The sequence below is a fragment of the Qipengyuania citrea genome (assembly GCF_024171405.1).
Lineage (GTDB): Bacteria > Pseudomonadota > Alphaproteobacteria > Sphingomonadales > Sphingomonadaceae > Qipengyuania > Qipengyuania profunda.
In genome coordinates this window covers 632,522-651,094 of the sequence record NZ_JALJZT010000002.1, presented here as the reverse complement: position 1 = coordinate 651,094, position 18,573 = coordinate 632,522, and the positions used below count along the sequence as shown (strand labels likewise).

Genomic DNA, 18,573 nt, shown 5'->3' with positions numbered 1-18,573 from the left:
GGGCGGATCGGCGAGCGCTCCCCCCCCACAGCGAGAAAGCGAAATATGACCCAGATACAGACCCGCAACCCCGCCACCGGCGAGCCGCTCGAAACCTATGAGACCATGAGCGAGAGCGAGGTGTTCGCCAAGATCGAAGCGGCGCATACCGCGTTTCTCGACTGGCGCACCAAATCGCATGACGAGCGCGCGCCCTACCTGCGCAGGATCGCCGAGGTCCTGCGCGCCAATGCCGACCGATTTGCCGAACTGATGACGCGCGAAATGGGCAAGCTGATCAAGGACGGGAAGACCGAGGTCGAGATCTGCGCGCGTATTTTCGAATACACTGCGGAACATGGACCCAAGGAACTGGCCGATCAGGAACGCCAGCACAGCGGCGGGCGCAAGCGCGGGATCGTGACCTTCTCGCCCATCGGGGTGATCTACAGCGTGCAGCCGTGGAACTTCCCCGTCTACCAGCCGGTGCGCGTGCTCGCCGCCAACCTGATGGCGGGCAATGCGGTGATCCTCAAACATGCATCGATCTGCACCGGCAGCGGGTTGCTGCTGCGCGATCTGTGCCTTGAAGCCGGCCTGCCCAAGGATTTGTTCGAGGTCATCCTCGTCGGGCACGATCTGTCGGACAAGGTCATCGAACACAAGCTGATCCGCGCGGTGACCATGACCGGCAGCGACGGCGCGGGCAGCCATATCGGCGAGCTTGCCTCGAAGAACCTCAAGAAGACCGTCCTCGAGCTGGGGTCGAACGACGCCTATCTGGTGCTCGAGGACGCCGATATCGACCTCGCGGTCGAAACCTGCGCGCAGGGGCGGCTCTATAACAATGGTGAGACCTGCGTGTCCGCCAAGCGCTTCGTAGTGACCGAGGCGGTCTATGACGATTTCGTCACCGCCTTCGTCGCGCGCATGCAGCGTGCCAAGATGGGCGATCCGACCGCGGAGGATACCGAGCTTGGTCCGGTGTCGAGCCAGGAGCAGTTCGACACGCTGGTCGAGCAGGTGGGCAAGAGCGTCGAGCAGGGCGCGACGCTGCTGTGCGGCGGCGATCCGCAGGAAGGGGAGGGCTATTACTACCCCGCCACCGTGCTCGCCGACTGCAAGCCGGGCATGCCCGCCTATGATGACGAACTGTTCGGCCCCGTCGCGTCGATCATCCGCGCGAAGGATGACGAGGACGCGATGCGGATCGCCAACGACAGCCGTTATGGCCTGGGCGGGGGCATCTTCACCAGGGATGAAGACAAGGCGATCCGGCTGGCGCGCGATCATTTCGATACCGGCATGGTGCGGATCAATTCGTTCGGAGCGGCGGACCCCAACATGCCCTTCGGCGGCGTCAAGAATTCGGGTTACGGCCGCGAACATGGCGGCTTCGGCATGAAGGAATTCGTCAACGCCAAGGCGATCTTCCTGCCCTCGTAAGCGCGATCACCAGCCCCTCAGCAGACAAATTCGGAGAATATCCATGCAAGTCCTCGTCGCCGGTTCGACCGGCAATACCGGCCTCAGGCTCGTGCGCGAATTGCACGACCGGGGCCTCGATACCGTCGCCATGGTGCGCGCCAGTTCCGATACCTCGGGCCTGCCCGATGGGGTGGAGCAGCGCGAAGCCGACCTGACCGATCTGGCCGATGATGTGACCAAGGGATGCGACGTGGTCGTGTTCGCCGCGGGCTCGGGCGGAGACACGCCGGCGGAGATGACCGACAAGGTCGACCGTGACGGTGCCAAGCGGCTTATCGACCTGTCGGTGGCCAATGGCGTGCGCCGCTTCGTGATGCTCAGCAGCGTCGGGGCGGACAATCCGGACCCGGACAGCGAACTCGCGCATTACCTCCAGGCCAAGCACGAGGCCGACGAGCATCTCAAGGCGACCGATCTCGAATATGCGATCCTGCGCCCGGTATCGTTGACCGATGCGGACGGCACTGGCGAGGTCCGTCTGGGCGAGAATGTCGATCCCAAGGGCGAGGCTGCGCGCGGCGATGTCGCGAAGCTGCTGGCCGAAGCGGTCGAGGCGCCCGAATGGGTCGGCAAGGTGCTGACAATGGAAAGCGTCGGCTGACTGTGATTGCGAGCCTGTCGGGGAGGGGCGGAATACAGCCTCCCCGACACGCTCTACCGCTTCCCTCCAGGTGTGATCACACGTTGAAAGGCCCCGCCGATCGCTCGACGGGGCCTTCGAAGGTATCACCAAAGAGAGGGGGGTCAGATTTCGGTGATGACCTCCGTTTCAGGTAGCCGCGACTTCGGCAGCGCGGCATTGAAATCGTCTTCGGCGCGGTAGCCGAGCGATACGACGACCAGCGCACGGAAACCCTTTTCGTGCAGGCCGAACTCCTCGTCGAGCAGGTCGAGATCGACGCCTTCCATCGGCGTGGCATCGATACCCAGCGCGGCGACACCGAGCATGAACTTGTTGAGATAGGTCTGCGCCTGGCTCCAGGCGTCGAGATCGCCCGCTTCCTTGTGCATGTTGACGAACATCGAGCGCGCGCCGTGCATCTGTTCGCGCAGCGCTGCGGGATCGGCGACGAAGCGGCCATCGGCATCCTCGACGTCGAGAATATGCTGGAGATAGTCTTCCTCGATCGAGGTGCGCGCCGCGAACACCACCACATGCGATGCGTCGATCACCTTGCTGCGGTTGAACCCGAAACCGCCCGCGGTCGATTTCGCCACGCGTTCCTTGCCTTCGGGCGTGCCCGCCAGGATGAAGTGCCAGGGCTGGGCATTGGTGCTCGAGGGGCTGAAGCGGAGCAGGTCGCGCACGCCCTGCAGATCGGCTTTGGGGATACGGCGCGAGGCGTCGTAGGACTTGGTGGTGTAACGGGCCTTGGCCGTTTCGACGATGGCGGCGCCGGTGCGGACGAGGGGGGCGAGAGCGGTCATATGCTTACCTCTTGGCTGTTGTGCACGCTGCGCGAAGCATGCGTGTCTTGTCAGTCGAGATAATTACATTGGCAAAGCAACAAAACCGCCCGTAGCCGGCAAAGAGTTTTCCGGTTTTCGATATAATCAAGCCGCCAACTCATCGGCCTGGTCGGTTGTTCTATAGTTGACGATACATAATCAGCGCATCGACCATGCCCCTGGCTGGATGGTCGAAGGCGTTCGGCAGCCGGCCGACCGCGGCGAAGCCCAGCGTTTCCCACAGGTGAACCGCACCGACATTGCTGGCGACCACGAAATTGAACTGCATCGCGCGAAACCCGCGCTCGCGTGCGCGTCGCAGCGAGTCCTCGCCCATCTGCCGCGCTATCCCGCGACCCGCCGCTGCGGTGGCCGTGATATAGCCGCAATTGCACACATGGGCCCCGCCGCCGCCGTGGTTGGGGCGCAGGTAATAGGTCCCCAGGACTGCGCCCGCGTCCTCGAAGACGAAGGCCTCGCTGTCGCCGCCCATCCAATAGGCCAGGGCATCCTGCCTGGAGATCGCGGGATCGATGGCATAGGTCTCGCCAGCGCGAAACACCGGTTCGAGGATATGCCAGACCGCGTCGCGATCGTGGCTGGTGGCGGGACGGATGGACATGTCGGGTTCGTGGTCTTCGTGGGAGGGGGGACGGGAAGGGAACTGCGCAGTTTACTGCAGCCAGGGCGGATCGCGACCGATTTTCTCGACGAGGAAGTCGATCAGCACGCGCACCTTGGCGGTCAGGACATTGGTCTTGGGATAGACCAGCCAGAGCGCGGTGTTGTCCTGCACATGCCACTCGGGAAGTACCCGGCACAGCGTACCGTCGCGCAGGGCCTGCTCGACGTTCCAGTCGGCATGGGGAGAGATGCCCAGCCCGGCAATCGCGGCGAAGCGCATGCTCGCACCATCGTCGATCACCACCCGGCAGTTTTCCTCGGGGCATGCGAATTCGGCTTTCTCGCCGCGGCTCGAAATCAGTGTCCTCGTGCCCATGCTGCGAAAGGCGAGCAGGTCATGGTCCGCGAGATCCGCGGGGGAGGCGGGGGTTCCGCGCCGCGCGAGATAGTCCGGCGAAGCACACAGCACGCCGCGCACCTCGGCCAGCTTGCGCGCCTTCAGGCTGCTATCGTCGAGCGCGCTGTTGCGCAGCGCGAGATCGAAACTGCCTTCGAGCAGATCGAAGGGCGTATCCGAAAACCGCAGATCGAGGCGGAGGCCGGGATTGCGGGCGAGAAATTCGGGCAGCAGCGGCGCGACGTAGAGCTGTGCGAAAGTGCTCGAGGCGGCGAACCGGATCGTGCCCTCGGCCCGCGCGCGGCCATGCCCGAGCGCGGCCATGGCCGCATCGCGCTGCGCCAGGATTTCGCGCGCGAAGGGCAGGAATTCCTCACCTTCAATCGAGATTGAGACTTTGCGCGTGGAGCGGTGGAGAAGCTGGGCGCCGACTTCATGCTCGAGCCTCGCGAGCCGGGCGCTGGCTACCGCAGGCGCCAGTCCCAGATCGCGCCCGGCAGCGCTGATATTCAGTTTCTCGGCGGCGCGTACGAACAGACGCAGGCTGTCAGTGTCCATCGATTATACCTGATCTACGAATACTGTTACCTCACATGGCGCATTTGTATCGAGAAGGCACTCTATTATGTCGAAATGCTCGAACATCACCAGAGCCGTCTTGCTGGACCGGCTCAACAGGAGCAGTTCCGTGACCAAGCCGATCATAGCCGCCGCCACTGCCATCTCCATGCTGGCGTCGCTGCCTGCCGCGGCCGCGGATACGCCGCATTACGAGGTGGTCGAGTTCGATGCGGTCGAATGGGGTGCGCTCAACGCGGCGCGCGGCGATGCCAGCCCGCGGGCCGGCGATCTGTGGGGCGATCGGGCCCGCGACGAGGCCTCCGGCTTCCTTGTCCGTTTCGACGAAGGGTTCTCCTCCCCGCCGCATATTCACAACGTCACCTATCGCGGCGTCGTGATCGGCGGGGCGATCCACAATGACGACCCGGAGGCTGCGCCGCTGTGGCTGTCGCCGTCATCATTCTGGACACAGCCCGCTGGCGAGGATCATGTCACCGCCGCGAGGGGCGTGTTCAACATGGCCTATATTGAAATCGATTCCGGGCCCTATCTCGTCCGACCGTCCGCCGAAGCCTTCGACAATGGCGAGCGGCCGATCAATGTTGCGGCGTCCAATCTCGTGTGGCTCGATGGTGACGATGTGACCTTCCTTCCTGTCAGCGACGGATCCGGCGCGCAGACGGCGTTCCTGTGGGCTGATCGGGAAACCGGCGAAGGCGGATCGCTTCTGCGCCTGCCTGCCGGTTCTTTATCGCGGATCGCCACAAACGCCGGGCCCTTGCGGGCTGTCGTTACGTCCGCCGGGATTCGCTACACCAATCCGCAGACCACGGGTGAAGTGGCGCTGGGGGCGGGCAGCTATTTCGGATCGACGGGCAAGGCTGTCCACACCATCAGCTGCGACACCGAAGACGACTGCCTCCTCTACATTCGAACGAGCGCGGCCTTCACCCTTGCCGAATAACGGCTGGCGGATGGATTTCGGCCGGCGGCCCTTACGCATATCAAACGGACAATCATGAGCAAAACCATCCTGATCACCGGCGCGACCGATGGCATCGGCCTTGAGACCGCCAAGGTGCTGCGCGCCAAGGGGCATAGCGTCCTGCTGCATGGACGCAGCGCAGCGAAGCTCGATGCGGCGCGCGCTGCTGTCGCGGCCGTGGACGGCGGGGGCCGGATCGCCACCTACCAGGCGGATCTGTCCTCGATTGCGGCGACGCGGCACCTCGCGGATGAAATCCGCCGCGCAGAGCCCGATCTCGACGTGTTGATCAACAATGCCGGCGTCTTCAGCATCGCCAAACCCATGACGGGCGATGGGCTCGACGTCCGCTTCGTGGTCAATACGATCGCGCCCTATGTGCTAGCCAGCGAACTGGCGTTCCATATCGGCATGGGCGGGCGGATCGTGAACTTGTCTTCGGCTGCACAAGCCCCGGTATCGCTCGCCGCGCTCGCGGGGGAGGAGCGGCTTTCCGACAATGACGCCTATGCGCAAAGCAAGCTCGCGCTGACCATGTGGTCGCGCCACATGGCGGACGAGTTCGCCGATGCCGGACCGGCGGTGATTGCAGTGAACCCCGGCTCGCTCCTCGGCAGCAAGATGGTCAAGGAAGCCTATGGAATGGACGGCAAGGACCTCGGCATCGGGGCCGATATCCTGCGGCGGGCGGCCGTGTCGCCGGAGTTCGACCATGCCTCGGGCCGCTATTTCAACAATGACAGCGGCCAGTTTCGCAATCCGCACCCCGATGCGCTCGACCCGTCGCTGAACGCCGCACTCGTCGCGGCGATCGACGACATTCTTCGGCGCTTGGGCGCGTAGGGATTGCGCATATCCGAGTTCGCGCGCGTCGTTTCCCACGTCGCAAGGGCGAGCTCGCGATCCGAACGAGCATGGAGGGACGGGCCGTGCTCCAGTTCGCCTAACCGAACGGTTGCTGCGTCGTGACGATCCATCCGGTTTTTCGCGCGGTTTCGTTGGTGCCGTTAACCATTGGGGCAGTGCTTCGGCAGGCGTCGCTGCTCCACAACACCGTAGTTCCCCTGATATGCGGTTTACCATACCTTCGTTCCGGCCTGCCACCTCGGCTTAATGTTTAAGGCTCGAGTGCAATTTTGGCGGCGTATAGATAAGTTGATCGGATTTGAATCCGACAACGAAATCGCCGCCAAGTTCAGTCGGGAACGCATCAAGTCGGTGCGCAACACGATCCATATCTATTATCTGACCATCATCGCGCCCTTTATCGGGATCGCATGGGTGACCTGGGAACAGACCCCCACCCGGATCATGGCCGGTATCCTGGTGCTCGCTGTTATCACGCGCTTCCGGCATTGGGTGTTGCCGCTGCCCGAAGGCGCGTCGGAAGACGTCAATCCGGTTGCAGCACGCGTGACAGGCTTCATGGTCGTGTTGCTGTCCTGCTCGCAGACGCTGTTCTATCTCTCGCTCGCGTTCGGCAGCATCGCGTTCAACAATGAAAACATGGCGTGGTTGCAGATCCTCTCGCTCGCGCTGCTGGCGGGGCTGACGCAGGGCGCCGCGCTGACGGGGATCGTCTTCGCTTCGCGGGTGATCTTCTTCTGTTTCGTGCTCCCCCTGGTCGCCGCTGTGCTGTATATCTATGCGGGCAACAACCTGCCGGCTTCGGTCGCGGTCATCGTGCTTACCGTGGTCAGCCTGTATCTCGCCGAGACCAGCCACAAGATGCAGCTCAGCCTGTTCAAGGCGCAGTTCGATGCCGATGCCGCACTGGTCGGGATGGAACGGACCAATCTCGAACTGATCGATGCCCGGCGCACTGCCCAGCGCCAGGCCGAGTTCGACAATCTGACCGGTGTCCGCAACCGCCTTGCCTTCATCCACGATGTCGAGGCAAAGCTGGACGGGGGGCAATGCGGGCTACTGGCGGTGATCGACCTCGACCGCTTCAAACCGATCAACGACCTCTATGGTCACCATGCCGGCGATGTCGTGCTGCGCCACGTCGCCCGCCGCCTGCAACGCGTGTCACCGGCGGGAACGATCGTCGGCCGGCTGGGCGGGGACGAATTCGGCATCTTTATCGGCGGGTCGTCATGCCCCGAGGAACTCGGCGCGCTGGTCGCGACCTGTGACGATGCGCTGGTGCAACTGCGCAAGCCCATGCGCCTCTCGAACGCCCTGGTCAGCGTCGGCGGATGCGCGGGCGCATGCGTGCTGGGCGAGGATGCGCCCGATGTCGGTCGCGCGCTGCGCGATGCGGATGCGGCGCTGTATGTCGCCAAGCGCGAGAATCTCGAGACCACCAAGCTGTTCGATGGCGCGATCCAGGAAGAAACCAGTCGATTGCACGCCATCGAAGCCGAGCTGATGGAAATTGGCACGATCGAACACATGACGCTCGCGTATCAGCCGATCCTCAATCTCAAGACGGGCGAACTGACCTCTTTCGAAGCGCTTGCCCGCTGGAATCATCCGACCTTCGGCGAGGTTTCGCCGGCATTGTTCATCCCGGCAGCCGAGCGTCTGGGCCGGATCGGCGAGATCACCCTCTCGCTGCTTAGCAAGGCGCTCGATTTTGCAGCCGAATGGGTCCCGCCTTGCCGCCTGTCGTTTAACCTCAGCGCCGCCCATATCTGCAGTGAGAACGCCGCAGCGGAAATCGTCAATCTGATCAAGCGGAAGAATTTCCCGCCCGACCGCCTGCAGTTCGAAATCACCGAAACCGCCATGCTGGTGAATTTCGACGTCGCCCGCCGGAATGTCGAACTCCTGCGTAGCGCAGGCTGCCGCATCGCTCTCGATGATTTCGGTGCGGGCTTTGCGTCGCTGGTCTATCTGCGCGAAATCAAGTTCGACAAGGTCAAGATCGATGGCTCGCTGATCCGCGGCGCGCGCGAACCGCAAGGGCGCGACATGCTCCGCGGCATTATCAAGATGATCGAGGCGATGAAGCTTGAAAGCATCGCCGAATATATCGCCACCGTCGGCGATCGCGAGACCGCGCTCGAACTGGGCGCAGAGTTCGGACAGGGTTTCTATCTCGGGCGCCCGCTCGATGAAGAGGGCGTGCTGGCCTTGCTGGGGCAGTATCGCGAGCCCGATGCGCCGAACATCCATCGCCTGGTCGACCGGCAGATCGGTGACCTCGACGCGGATGCCGCCGACGATGCCGAAACCCCCTGTCCGTTTTCGGTGAGCGGGTCGCGCCCGTAGCCGTTCGGCTGGCGCAAGCGCCAGCTACGCCAAGCGCCAGCATTCTCCCGCGAAGCGTCGTCGGCTTGTCCAAGCCGGGGTGAGTGCGGTTCTTTGCGCCTAAGCCAGCAACCCGCAAGTCGCGCTGATCCGCTAGTAGTGGTGGTCGACGCCGGCATCCTGCACCAATGCATCACCTCATCAATCAGAACCAAGCCCAATGAACCTTGGGCCGAAATCGTAACGTCAATCAAACTTTAGGTTAATGCGGCGGTCGGCGGGTTTCTCCCACTCCTGGCGGACCGTCTGACCGTGGATAGTGGCCTTTTTTGCGAAGCCGCTCGACAGGGCCGCGCGATGATGCTCGAACGCCGCCCGACCGTAGCAATCGAGGACCCGAAATTGGCCGATCTATCCCATATCGACGAGCAGGGCCGTGCGCGGATGGTCGATGTCGGCGACAAGCCCGTTACTGCGCGCCGCGCCACGGCTGCGGGCCGGGTGGATTGCGCAGCCGATACGATAGCGCTGGTGAAGGCGGGCAAGACCCCCAAGGGCAGCGTGATCGCAACTGCGGAACTGGCCGGGGTGATGGCCGCCAAGCGGACGTCGGACCTGATCCCGCTGTGCCACCCGCTGCCGCTCTCGCAAGTCGAGGTGACGATCGCGTTCGACGATACGCGGCCCGGATTCATCGTCGAAGCGGCGGTGCGGACCGAAGGGCGCACGGGGGTGGAAATGGAAGCGCTCACCGCAGTGTCCATCGCCTGCCTGACGCTGTTCGATATGCTCAAGGCAGTCGACAAGGGCATGACCATCGCGGACATCCGCGTCACCGCCAAGGAAGGCGGCCAGTCGGGTGACTGGCAGCGCGCATGATTTCCTTCGACGAGGCGATGGCGTTGCTTCCTAGGCATATCGCTCCGCTCGAGGCTGAGACGGTTGCGCTATCCAAAGCTGTGGGACGGACGCTCGCCGCCGATGTTACTGCCAACATCCCGTCACCGCGCCGAACGATTTCCGCCATGGATGGCTATGCGGTAAGGCTGGAGAGCGTCGTCCCCGACGCGCCGATGCGGGTGGTCGGTGAGGCGCGGCCCGGTCACCCCTATGAACACCCTTTGGCCACCGGGACGGCCGTGCGGATATTCACCGGGGCGCCGCTGCCCGAGGGCGCCGATTGCGTGATCATGCAGGAATATGCCTCGCGTGAGGGCGAGGGCGTGCGCTTCTCCGCCGGGTTCGGTCCGGCCCGCCACATCCGCCAACAGGGGAGCGATTTCGCGAAAGGCGATGTCGTCCTCGAGCAAGGCACACGCTGCAACCCGAAAGCGCTGGTCGCCATTGCGGCGGGAGACAGGTCCGAGATTGCCGTCCACCGGCAACCGAGGGTGGCGCTGCTCGCGACCGGCGACGAATTGGCCGAGCCCGGATCGGCGCAGCGCACGCCCGACGCCATCCCCGACAGCACCAGCTATGCGCTGGCTGCGCTGGTCGAAAGCGAGGGCGCGATAGTGACCACCTGCGAGCGCGGGCTCGACGACCTGCCCGCACTCGAACGACAGGCGGGTGAATTGCTCGGCGGTGCCGACCTGGTGGTGGTCACCGGCGGCGCGTCGGTTGGCGAGCGTGACTTTGCGAAACCGATGTTCGCGGCGCACGGGCTCGAACTGCTCTTCGACAAGGTGGCGATCAAGCCGGGCAAGCCGGTGTGGCTGGGCCGCGCGGGGGGAGCGCTGGTGCTGGGGCTGCCGGGCAATCCCACCTCGGCGATGGTGACTGCGCGATTGTTCCTCCAGCCAATCCTCGCGCTGCTGCAGGGCGCAAGCACCGCGCATTGCTGGCGCAGCATGCCGCTGGCGGTGGGCCTGCCCGCTACCGGCGATCGCGAGACCTTCGCACGCGCGGCCTGGGCGAGTAAGGGGCTGTGCCCGCTCGGCAACCAGGACAGCGGCGTGCAGGGTGGACTGGCCCGGGGGGACTGGCTTATCCGCTGCCCGCGGGGCCAAGCCGAATTGCCGGTAGGGGCGAAGGTGCAGGCGCTGCAGTTCTGAGCCGCGGGTCCAGCGGTCAGTCGCGCGACCAGAGCGCCAGTGCCTCCGCCTCACCCGAGCGCGTTATCACGCCGCTGCTTCCAACGGGTTCGCCGCGTCCTTCGGTGAGGAAGGCGATCATATCGCCATCATCGGCGGGAACGCTGGCCAGCGTGCGCGATCCCGTGGGCGTGCGGGCCACGATCACGCCCGAGCTTGGTGTGCCGGTGCGGTCGTAATGCACGGTGTAGCTCTCGATCGTCGCGGGACCCGTATAGGTCTTGTCCAGCGGCGGAACGTCCCCGCGCCGCGCGTCGGCCTCGGCCTGGTAGTCGAACTCCTGCGGGAAGGCGGCCTGCGTCGGGGCACCCGATACGAGGATGGTGTGGTTGTGCGTGGCATAGCCGCCATTGGCGAACAGCAGCCCCTTGTCGCCGGTCCCGCGCAGCTTCTCAACCATCGCGGCGACCGCATGGCTCATGTAATTGCCGATCGGACCGCCGCCGAAGGTCAATCCGCCGAAAACGGTCGCGGGCCGCTCGAGCGGCCAGCCGAGCACGCGGCGCGCCATTTTCGGGACGCAGGGAAAGCAGCTGTAAAGCTCGACATGCGCGAGGTCGGCGGCGGTGACACCGTTCAGCGCCATCGTCCGCTCGATCGAGGTGGCGAGGCTGGGGGAAGCGTCATAGCGATCGCGCGACAGGAAGCTGTCGCTTTCATGCGCTGCCGCGCCGTAGCCGACATAGACCAGCCGGTCCTCCGCAATCCCGCGTCGCCGCGCTTCGGCCAGCGAGGTAACGATGAAGCCAGCCCCCTGGTTGACCGACGAATTGGCGACCTGGAGCTTGGTGTAAGGAAAGGCGATGGGGCGGTTGTCGGCGGAAGGCATCACGACATCGTCCGCGCTCACCGTCTTGCGGATCCAGGCGCCTTCGCTCTGCGCTGCGACCTCGCTCATCCCGGCCCAGATCGCACCGCTTTCCGCCTGCCCTTCGGCGAGCGATTGCCCGTAGGCGGCGCGTCCGGCGTTTTCGTAAAGCGGATAGACATCGGTCGGCACGACCAGCCCGTATCCTTGCGCATATCCCTTGCGCACGCGGTGGCTCGCATCGCGCAGCGCGTTGGGTTTTGCGCCATCCGTGCGCTTCTTCAGCGCTGCCAGCTGGCCCGCAGTGCGCAGAGCCTCGCCGCCGGTCACCGCGCAAATCTTCGCCTCGCCGCGCCCGATGCGATTGGCGGCTTCGTTGAGCAGCAGGATCGGGCTGTCGCCATTGGGCATCGCGGTCTGCATCCGGTGCGCGGGATCGATTCCCAGTACCTCGGCCAGCTTGCCATCGACAGGGTTGAGCTGCGGCCAGGCCAGTTGCGCCACCACCGCCAGCGAATCGCATTCGGCAAGCAGGTCGCCGCCCGCATCCGCATCGGCCCGTCGCAGCGCCTCGGCCATCAGGTGTATGGGGTCGAGCCCATCCCCGGGGTTCTCGGGGCGGTCGTTGACCTGTCCGACACCGGCGATGACGGGGATATTCTCGGGGTCCTGTTCGGGCACACATGCTCTCCTCTTGCTGCCCTGCCTAGCAAGCGGGTTTCATGCTGCAACCGAAACCTGGAGGAGAATTGGGGGCAAGAACCACCTTGCACCCGGCCTGGTGCGATCAGGCAGCGGCCCTGCGCGTCGCGAGCACGGGACGTGCCGGCCGCGTTGCCGCCTGTTCGAGCGGGGCGAGGGAGACCTTGTTGCGCCCGGTGTTCTTGGCTTCGTAGAGTGCGAGGTCGGACCGGCGGGCGAGGCTGGACAGCGCTTCGTCCGGGGAAAGCTGGGCCAGGCCGAAGGACGCCGAAACCACCTGCGCGTTGCCGACCGCCCGCGACAGTTCGGTCTGCACCCGCTGCCGCATTAATTCGGCCGAACGCGCCGCCTGCTCGATCTCCTGCCCGGCAAGCACGAGCGCGAATTCCTCGCCCCCGAGCCGTGCAACCAGATCCCCTTCTCCAGTCGCACTTGAAAGCAACTCGGCGACCGCAATGATCACCTTGTCGCCGACCGGGTGGCCGAAGCGGTCGTTGATCGTCTTGAAGCGGTCGATATCGACCGTCACCAGCGTCAGGGGCTGGTGGCTGTGGAGGGCGTCAGCGACCATCTGCTCGCCATGAACCTCGAACCCGCGGCGGTTTCGCAGGCCCGATAGCGGATCGGTTTCCGAGCGCGCGATCATCTCGATCGTCATGTCGCGCATCATGACCAGCAGCAGCACCAGCGCGAGCGCGATCAGGATGACCGAACCCAGGCTTTGCGAAATCGCTGCGTAATCCGATGCGAGGTAGTTCTGCGGCGTGTCGGCACCCCCGATCCGCCAGGCGATGAGCGGCTTGGCCAGGTAGGAGAGCGCAGCCGCCGAGCTGACGAAGACCAGCAACCGGTCGAGCAGCATGCGGCGCCCGGACCGGATCACGATCCAGGTCATCAGTACCTGCATGGTGAAATAGGGAAGCTGATAGAGCAGCGTGCGAGCGCCCGTGCCGTAAGGAAGCATCAGCATTGCGGGGGTCAGCATTCCGGCGAGGACCCAGACGGCCACTATAGGCCTGGTCTGCGGTCCAGTACGATAATATTTCGCTACGCCGACAAGGCCGCAGGTGAGTGCCGCCAGATAGGTAAAGAAGATGCCGGTGATGACCGGCGTGGGATGTTCGGTCCAACGCATGATGAACTCGAGCATCACATCGACGATGCCCAGCGCATAGGCGGCGGCCAGCCAACCCGCGCCCCGGGCAACCGGGTTGGAGCGCGCGACCACCGCAAACGCCACGCCGAACAGCGCGGCGATGAACATGTTGATCCCGAGAATGAACGCCGCCGTCATCGGCTGTTCCCTACCCCCATCTACTTCCCGCGCAGGAGCTTAAGGGGCGAGGGTTAAGATGCCCTAACCATACACTTTGATTACGGATGAAGCGCGCGGGCAGTGCGGCGCGCTTGCTCGGGATCGTCGCGGCAGTTCGGAGTGGTGATCGATTTCGCGAAAGCGTATTACCGCAGGGCGCCGGGCGGTTTGGTCCGCCGGCAAACCTTGGCGTTTGTCGCGTGGATCACATGGAAACTGGCTGGGGTGGCAGGGATCGAACCTGCGAATGCCGATACCAAAAACCGGTGCCTTACCACTTGGCTACACCCCAGCGAGTGAGCGCCCCTATAACGTCTCGGGCGCGGAAGGGAAGGGGTTGGAAGGCGAAACGAGTCGACGCTCGGCCAGTTCGGTTTCGACCTGCGCAATGGTCGCGCGGTCGAGCCGGTAGAAATACATCGCCACACCCGCCGGAACGATCGCGGCGGCGGGGACGAGGGCGAAAACGAGCTCGATCCCCATGCGCGCCTCGGCGGACTGGGTCGCGCCCGCTTCGAAGCCGGTCAGTGCCAGCAGGAAACCCGGCAGCGCCGCGCCGAAGGCCACGCCCGCCTTGATCGCGAAGATCGAGGCGGAGATCACCAGGCCGGTCATCTGCCGCCCGCTCGACCATTCGAGATATTCGGCGATATCGGTGAACATCGAATAGGCGAGCACCATCATCATGCCGAATCCCACGCCGACGAACAGCTGGACGAAGGTCTGGGGCCAGACCGCATCGAAGGGCAGCATGTAGAAAACCAGCATGGCGGCGATTTTCAGCCCCCCGGCCACGATCAAGAGCACCGGCTTGTCGAACCTGCGGGCAAGGTAATTGGCGCCGATGACGCCGATCAGCTGGCCGATGGCGAGCGCCGAATAGAACAGCCCGATCCGGTCGAGGAAGAAAAACACCGGCGCGCCGTCATCGCCCGCGACATAGCGAAACCAGAACAGCGCGCTGCCCGCACGCGCGGAGAGCGCGACCGGGGCGAGCAGCGCGGCCACTGCCACGGCGATCCACGCAGGCGTGCGCACGAGGACCTTGAGATCATCGATAATCCGGCCGTTGGTTGGTGCAGGCGGGATACGCTCGCGGCTCGCGGCAAAGGCGATCCAGTAGGTCGCGACGCCCAGTCCGGCGAGCACAAACATGGTCAGCATGATCCCGCGCCGCTCGTCGCCCGCGCCCAGTTCGCGCACCAGCGTCGTCCCGACCACCCCGATCAGGATGACCGCGGCGGCGGAAAACACCATGCGATAGGCGGCGAAGCTCGAGCGCTCGTCGGCGCTGGTGGAAATGACGCCCATCAGCGCCGAATAGGGTACGCTGGCGGCGGTGAAGGCGAGCATGGTCGCGGTATAGGTGACATAGGCCCAGATCAGCATCGAGCCGGGCGAGAGATCGGGCGCGGCAAAGATTGCCGCCCCGGTCAGGCCGAAGGGGATCGCGCCCCACAGCAGATAGGGGCGGTACCGGCCCCAGCGGCTGCGCGTGCGATCGGCCAGCGCGCCCATCATGGGGTCGGTCACCGCGTCGATCAGCTTGGTCAGGAACAGCATCAGCCCCATGGCTGCAGGCGCCACGCCGCCAAGCTCGACGAAGAAGAACAGCAGGTAGAGATTGAAGAAGTTGAGATAGAAGGACGACGCGAGATCGCCCATCCCATAGCCGATCTTCTCCAGTCGGCCGACCGGGCGCACCGGATCACGCAAATCTGTATCCTCCCATACCGCCGCGATGGGACGGCATGGGAGGAGCTAAGTCAAGCCAAACGGGGGGCGGTCAGATTGCCTTGCCGTCGAAATCGGCTGCCGAGTGGCGTTCGCGCAGCTGCGCGTCTTCATCGCCCCAGGTCTTGTTGACGATCCGGCCGCGGCGCGCCGCAGGGCGTTCGGCGATCTGTTTTACCCAGCGTTCGACATGGGTGTATTCGTGGATCGAGAGGAAGGTGCGCGCCTCGCCGTAAATGCCGCCGAGTACAAAGGGCGACAGCCAGGGCCAGGTGGCCATATCAGCGATCGTGTAATCCTTGCCGCCGAGAAATTCGCTTTGCGCCAGCCGCTGGTCGGTAACGTCGAACAGGCGCTTGGTTTCCATCGCATAGCGGTTGATCGGATATTCGAATTTTTCGGGCGCATAGGCATAAAAATGGCCGAAGCCGCCGCCGATGAAGGGGGCGCTGCCGACCTGCCAGAACAGCCAGCTGAGCACTTCCGCGCGCGTATGATCGGTGGGCAGGAAGGCGCCGAACTTTTCGGCCAGGTGCATCAGGATCGCCCCGCTCTCGAAGATGCGAACGGGCTCAGGCCCGCTGCGGTCGAGCAGGGCCGGGATCTTGGAATTGGGATTGAGGTCGACGAAGCCCGAGCCGAACTGGTCGCCTTCGCCGATATTGACCGTCCAGGCGTCGTATTCGGCGCCAGCATGCCCCGCCTCGAGCAATTCCTCGAACATCAGCGTGGCTTTCACCCCGTTGGGCGTGGCGAGCGAATAAAGCTGGAAGTCATGCTCGCCCGCGGGCAGCTCGCGGTCCTCGCGCGCACCGGCAGTGGGGCGGTTAATATTGGCGAAGCGGCCGCCGTTTTCGGAATCGTGGGTCCAGACTTCGGGCGGGGTATAGGTGGAATCGGCCAAGATCGTTCTCCTCAGGCGGATGGGCTAAAACAGCCTTCTATTCGTCGCAAGGTGGGGAACCGCGAACACTCTCCCACGGTTCTTCCCTTCGCCATGACGAAGCTCATCTATGTCGACGACGACCTGCCCGGAATCACTCGCAAGGGGGCGGGCAGGGGATGGGCCTATTACGACCCCGAGGGAAAGCTGCTGACCGATGCAGCGGAGAAGCGCCGGCTCAATGCGGTTGCGCTCCCGCCGGCTTATACCGATGCCTGGTTCTGCCCCGCACCCAACGGCCATATCCTCGCCACCGGGATCGATGCCAAGGGGCGCAAGCAATATCGCTACCATCCCGAATTCCGCGCCGCGCGCGAAGGCGAGAAGTTCGACAGCTGTGTCACCTTTGGCAGCCTCTTGCCGCTGGTACGCAAGCGGGTGGAGGCCGATCTGCGCGGTCACAAGCTGACGCGTGAACGCGCGATCGCCAGTGTCGTGCGCCTGCTCGACCTGGGCGCGGTGCGCGTCGGGAACGAAGGCTATGCCAAGGCCAACAAGAGTTTCGGTGCCACCACCTTGCGCCAGCGCCATGCCGAATTGACCGGCAAGGTGCTGCGCCTGCGGTACAAGGGCAAGGCGGGCAAGCTGCGCGAAGTGACGCTGTCCGATGGCAGCCTGGCGCGCATGGTGCGCAAGATGCAGGACCTGCCGGGGCAGCACCTGTTCAAATATACCGACGATGAGGGCGATCTGCACACGGTCGGGTCGAGCGATGTGAACGACTATCTGCGCGAGACCATGGGGCAGGACTTCACCGCCAAGAACTTCCGCACCTGGCATGCCAGCGTAAAGGCGCTGTCATGCCTTCGGGATGGCGAAGGTGCGATACCAATGAAGGCGCTGCTCGAATGCGTCGCCGACCATCTCGGCAATACGCCCGCCGTGACCCGCAAGAGCTATATCCACCCGGCGGTGTTCGAACTGCTCGAGGATCAGGAAAGCTGGCGCGCGCAATTGCGCTTGCCGCGGGCCACGCGCTGGCTGACCCGCGAAGAACGCGGGCTTATCAACCTGTTGCAGGAAAGTCCGAGCGCGCAGGAATTGCTCGCAGCGTAGCGCGCAGACGCGAGAAGGGCTTCTGCTTTTCGGAAGTTTGCGATAAACGGAACGCGCCGATGGTGCGGAGCCATCGCGCGTCCGCGCGTGCAACGGGGCAACGGCGGGCATCGGTTCTCCGCCGGAATGTCGTATCCATGCACCGGCTCGCCAATTTCGATGTCAGTCGCCAGTTCCTCAGCCAGCGCAGCAAGATTGCCGCCCAAGTGGTGTTCGGTGCCATGTGCGCTGCAGCCATGGTCGGCCTGCGTTCGCTGGTCGACGTATGGGCGCCGGTCTCCGGGCCCTTCGCGCTGATCTATCCCACGATCCTGCTCGCCACGCTTTACGGACACTGGCGCGCGGGCGTGGTCGCCTTTACCATTACCTTCTTCTGGGCGTGGTTCTTTATCCTGCCTCCATCGCGCTCGTTCCTGTTCGCCGACCTTACCGATCCCGCACGCGTGGTCCTCAACGCCGCCTGCGCGCTGATCGTGCTCGTCTTCGCCGAGGCCTTTCGCCGTGCCGCGCATGCGACGATGGACGAAATCCGCGAGCGCGCCGACCGGCGGCTGACATTGCTGGCCGAGCTCGAGCATCGCACGAAGAACAATTTCGCGCTGGTCGCCAGCATGCTCGAATTGCAGAAGCGCCGTATCCCGCAGCGCGAACTGCATGCCCCGCTCGACGATGCGGTGGGCCGCGTGCGGACCTTTGCCGATGCCTATTCGGCGCTGGCGCTGGAGCAGTCGGACAATCCCGATGTCGCGATGAAGCCCTATCTGGAATACCTTCTCGACGGGATCGAGGGATCGAGCCTGCCGCCATCGGTGCGGCTGTTCCGCGAAATCGACCAGGCGACGCTGACCCCCGAAGAGGCGGTGGCGATCGGGCTCTATCTCAACGAAGCGGTCGCCAATGCGTGCAAATACGCTTTCCCCGATGATCGGACCGGCACGATCGCGGTCTTCTTCCACGTGCGCGGCGACACGTGGCGGTTCACCATCGAGGATGACGGTGTGGGCGCCGACGCCTTTACCGATCCGGGGGGCGGACTGGGCAGCCAATTGCTCGCCGCCTTTGCCGCCCAGGCCCAGGCAACGCATCATGCGGGGCCCGTGCTCAACGGCTTCCGCACCGAAATGCGCAAGGAAGACCAGTCCGAACTTGCGTAGGGTAGCCTAAAAGGATACCTCCGCGGCCATGCATTTGGCCGGCTTCAAGATACGCCAGTGGCGCGAAGCGCAGCGCCCTCCGCTCAG

General features: G+C 64.4%; 16 protein-coding genes and 1 tRNA gene. 9 read left to right on the top strand and 8 right to left on the bottom strand.

Annotated features, from left to right (window positions below; genetic code table 11):
* The first annotated feature begins 45 nt into the window (after positions 1-45).
* Positions 46-1,425 carry an NAD-dependent succinate-semialdehyde dehydrogenase gene (locus tag J2S32_RS04010; protein WP_253516658.1) on the top strand — a complete coding sequence of 460 codons (1,380 nt, stop codon included), beginning with the start codon at positions 46-48 and terminating at the stop codon, positions 1,423-1,425.
* Positions 1,426-1,468: 43 nt separating this feature from the next.
* Positions 1,469-2,068 (top strand): SDR family oxidoreductase, encoded by a 600-nt coding sequence (locus tag J2S32_RS04005; protein WP_253516649.1) that lies wholly within the window; start codon positions 1,469-1,471, stop codon positions 2,066-2,068.
* A gap of 143 nt (positions 2,069-2,211) precedes the next feature.
* On the opposite strand, the gene nfsB is transcribed toward J2S32_RS04005, so the two are convergent.
* The 3 genes from nfsB to J2S32_RS03990 form a co-directional block, all read right to left on the bottom strand.
* Complete coding sequence (gene nfsB / locus J2S32_RS04000; protein ID WP_253516646.1) at positions 2,212-2,895, bottom strand: oxygen-insensitive NAD(P)H nitroreductase; 684 nt, start codon at positions 2,893-2,895, stop codon at positions 2,212-2,214.
* Positions 2,896-3,055: 160 nt separating this feature from the next.
* Positions 3,056-3,538 carry a GNAT family N-acetyltransferase gene (locus J2S32_RS03995; protein WP_253516641.1) on the bottom strand — a complete coding sequence of 161 codons (483 nt, stop codon included), beginning with the start codon at positions 3,536-3,538 and terminating at the stop codon, positions 3,056-3,058.
* A 51-nt stretch (positions 3,539-3,589) separates the two neighbouring features.
* On the bottom strand, positions 3,590-4,495 hold the full coding sequence (locus J2S32_RS03990; protein WP_253516638.1) for a LysR family transcriptional regulator: 906 nt from the start codon (positions 4,493-4,495) through the stop codon (positions 3,590-3,592).
* 130 nt (positions 4,496-4,625) lie between these two features.
* On the opposite strand from J2S32_RS03990, the gene J2S32_RS03985 reads away from it, so the two are divergent.
* The 5 genes from J2S32_RS03985 to J2S32_RS03965 all read left to right on the top strand — a co-directional run bounded on the left by J2S32_RS03985 (position 4,626) and on the right by J2S32_RS03965 (position 10,735).
* Positions 4,626-5,462, top strand: coding sequence for a DUF4437 domain-containing protein (locus tag J2S32_RS03985; protein ID WP_253516626.1), 837 nt, complete (start codon positions 4,626-4,628; stop codon positions 5,460-5,462).
* 54 nt (positions 5,463-5,516) lie between these two features.
* Positions 5,517-6,326 (top strand): SDR family NAD(P)-dependent oxidoreductase, encoded by an 810-nt coding sequence (locus tag J2S32_RS03980; protein ID WP_253516624.1) that lies wholly within the window; start codon positions 5,517-5,519, stop codon positions 6,324-6,326.
* A 312-nt stretch (positions 6,327-6,638) separates the two neighbouring features.
* Positions 6,639-8,702 (top strand): putative bifunctional diguanylate cyclase/phosphodiesterase, encoded by a 2,064-nt coding sequence (locus tag J2S32_RS03975; protein ID WP_253516620.1) that lies wholly within the window; start codon positions 6,639-6,641, stop codon positions 8,700-8,702.
* Between the two features lie 381 nt (positions 8,703-9,083).
* On the top strand, positions 9,084-9,560 hold the full coding sequence (gene moaC, locus J2S32_RS03970; RefSeq protein WP_253522928.1) for a cyclic pyranopterin monophosphate synthase MoaC: 477 nt from the start codon (positions 9,084-9,086) through the stop codon (positions 9,558-9,560).
* Complete coding sequence (locus J2S32_RS03965; RefSeq protein ID WP_253516611.1) at positions 9,557-10,735, top strand: molybdopterin molybdotransferase MoeA; 1,179 nt, start codon at positions 9,557-9,559, stop codon at positions 10,733-10,735. Before moaC ends, J2S32_RS03965 begins: the two co-directional genes overlap by 4 nt.
* Before the next feature lie 16 nt (positions 10,736-10,751).
* Here J2S32_RS03965 and J2S32_RS03960 read toward each other — a convergent pair whose 3' ends face one another.
* The 5 genes from J2S32_RS03960 to yghU all read right to left on the bottom strand — a co-directional run bounded on the left by J2S32_RS03960 (position 10,752) and on the right by yghU (position 16,237).
* Entirely contained in the window at positions 10,752-12,263 is a 1,512-nt protein-coding gene (locus J2S32_RS03960; protein ID WP_253516608.1) for an acetyl-CoA acetyltransferase, read from the bottom strand.
* A gap of 106 nt (positions 12,264-12,369) precedes the next feature.
* Positions 12,370-13,578 carry a GGDEF domain-containing protein gene (locus J2S32_RS03955; RefSeq protein ID WP_253516605.1) on the bottom strand — a complete coding sequence of 403 codons (1,209 nt, stop codon included), beginning with the start codon at positions 13,576-13,578 and terminating at the stop codon, positions 12,370-12,372.
* Positions 13,579-13,816: 238 nt separating this feature from the next.
* Positions 13,817-13,891: transfer RNA gene (locus J2S32_RS03950), tRNA-Gln, on the bottom strand.
* A 14-nt stretch (positions 13,892-13,905) separates the two neighbouring features.
* Complete coding sequence (locus tag J2S32_RS03945; protein WP_253516602.1) at positions 13,906-15,315, bottom strand: MFS transporter; 1,410 nt, start codon at positions 15,313-15,315, stop codon at positions 13,906-13,908.
* Between the two features lie 70 nt (positions 15,316-15,385).
* Complete coding sequence (yghU, locus tag J2S32_RS03940) at positions 15,386-16,237, bottom strand: glutathione-dependent disulfide-bond oxidoreductase (protein WP_253516599.1); 852 nt, start codon at positions 16,235-16,237, stop codon at positions 15,386-15,388.
* 93 nt (positions 16,238-16,330) lie between these two features.
* Here yghU and J2S32_RS03935 point away from each other — a divergent pair, with 93 nt between their 5' ends.
* Positions 16,331-17,332 carry a DNA topoisomerase IB gene (locus J2S32_RS03935; protein WP_253516595.1) on the top strand — a complete coding sequence of 334 codons (1,002 nt, stop codon included), beginning with the start codon at positions 16,331-16,333 and terminating at the stop codon, positions 17,330-17,332.
* Between the two features lie 137 nt (positions 17,333-17,469).
* Positions 17,470-18,486 carry a sensor histidine kinase gene (locus tag J2S32_RS03930; protein WP_253516591.1) on the top strand — a complete coding sequence of 339 codons (1,017 nt, stop codon included), beginning with the start codon at positions 17,470-17,472 and terminating at the stop codon, positions 18,484-18,486.
* Positions 18,487-18,573 lie beyond the last annotated feature (87 nt).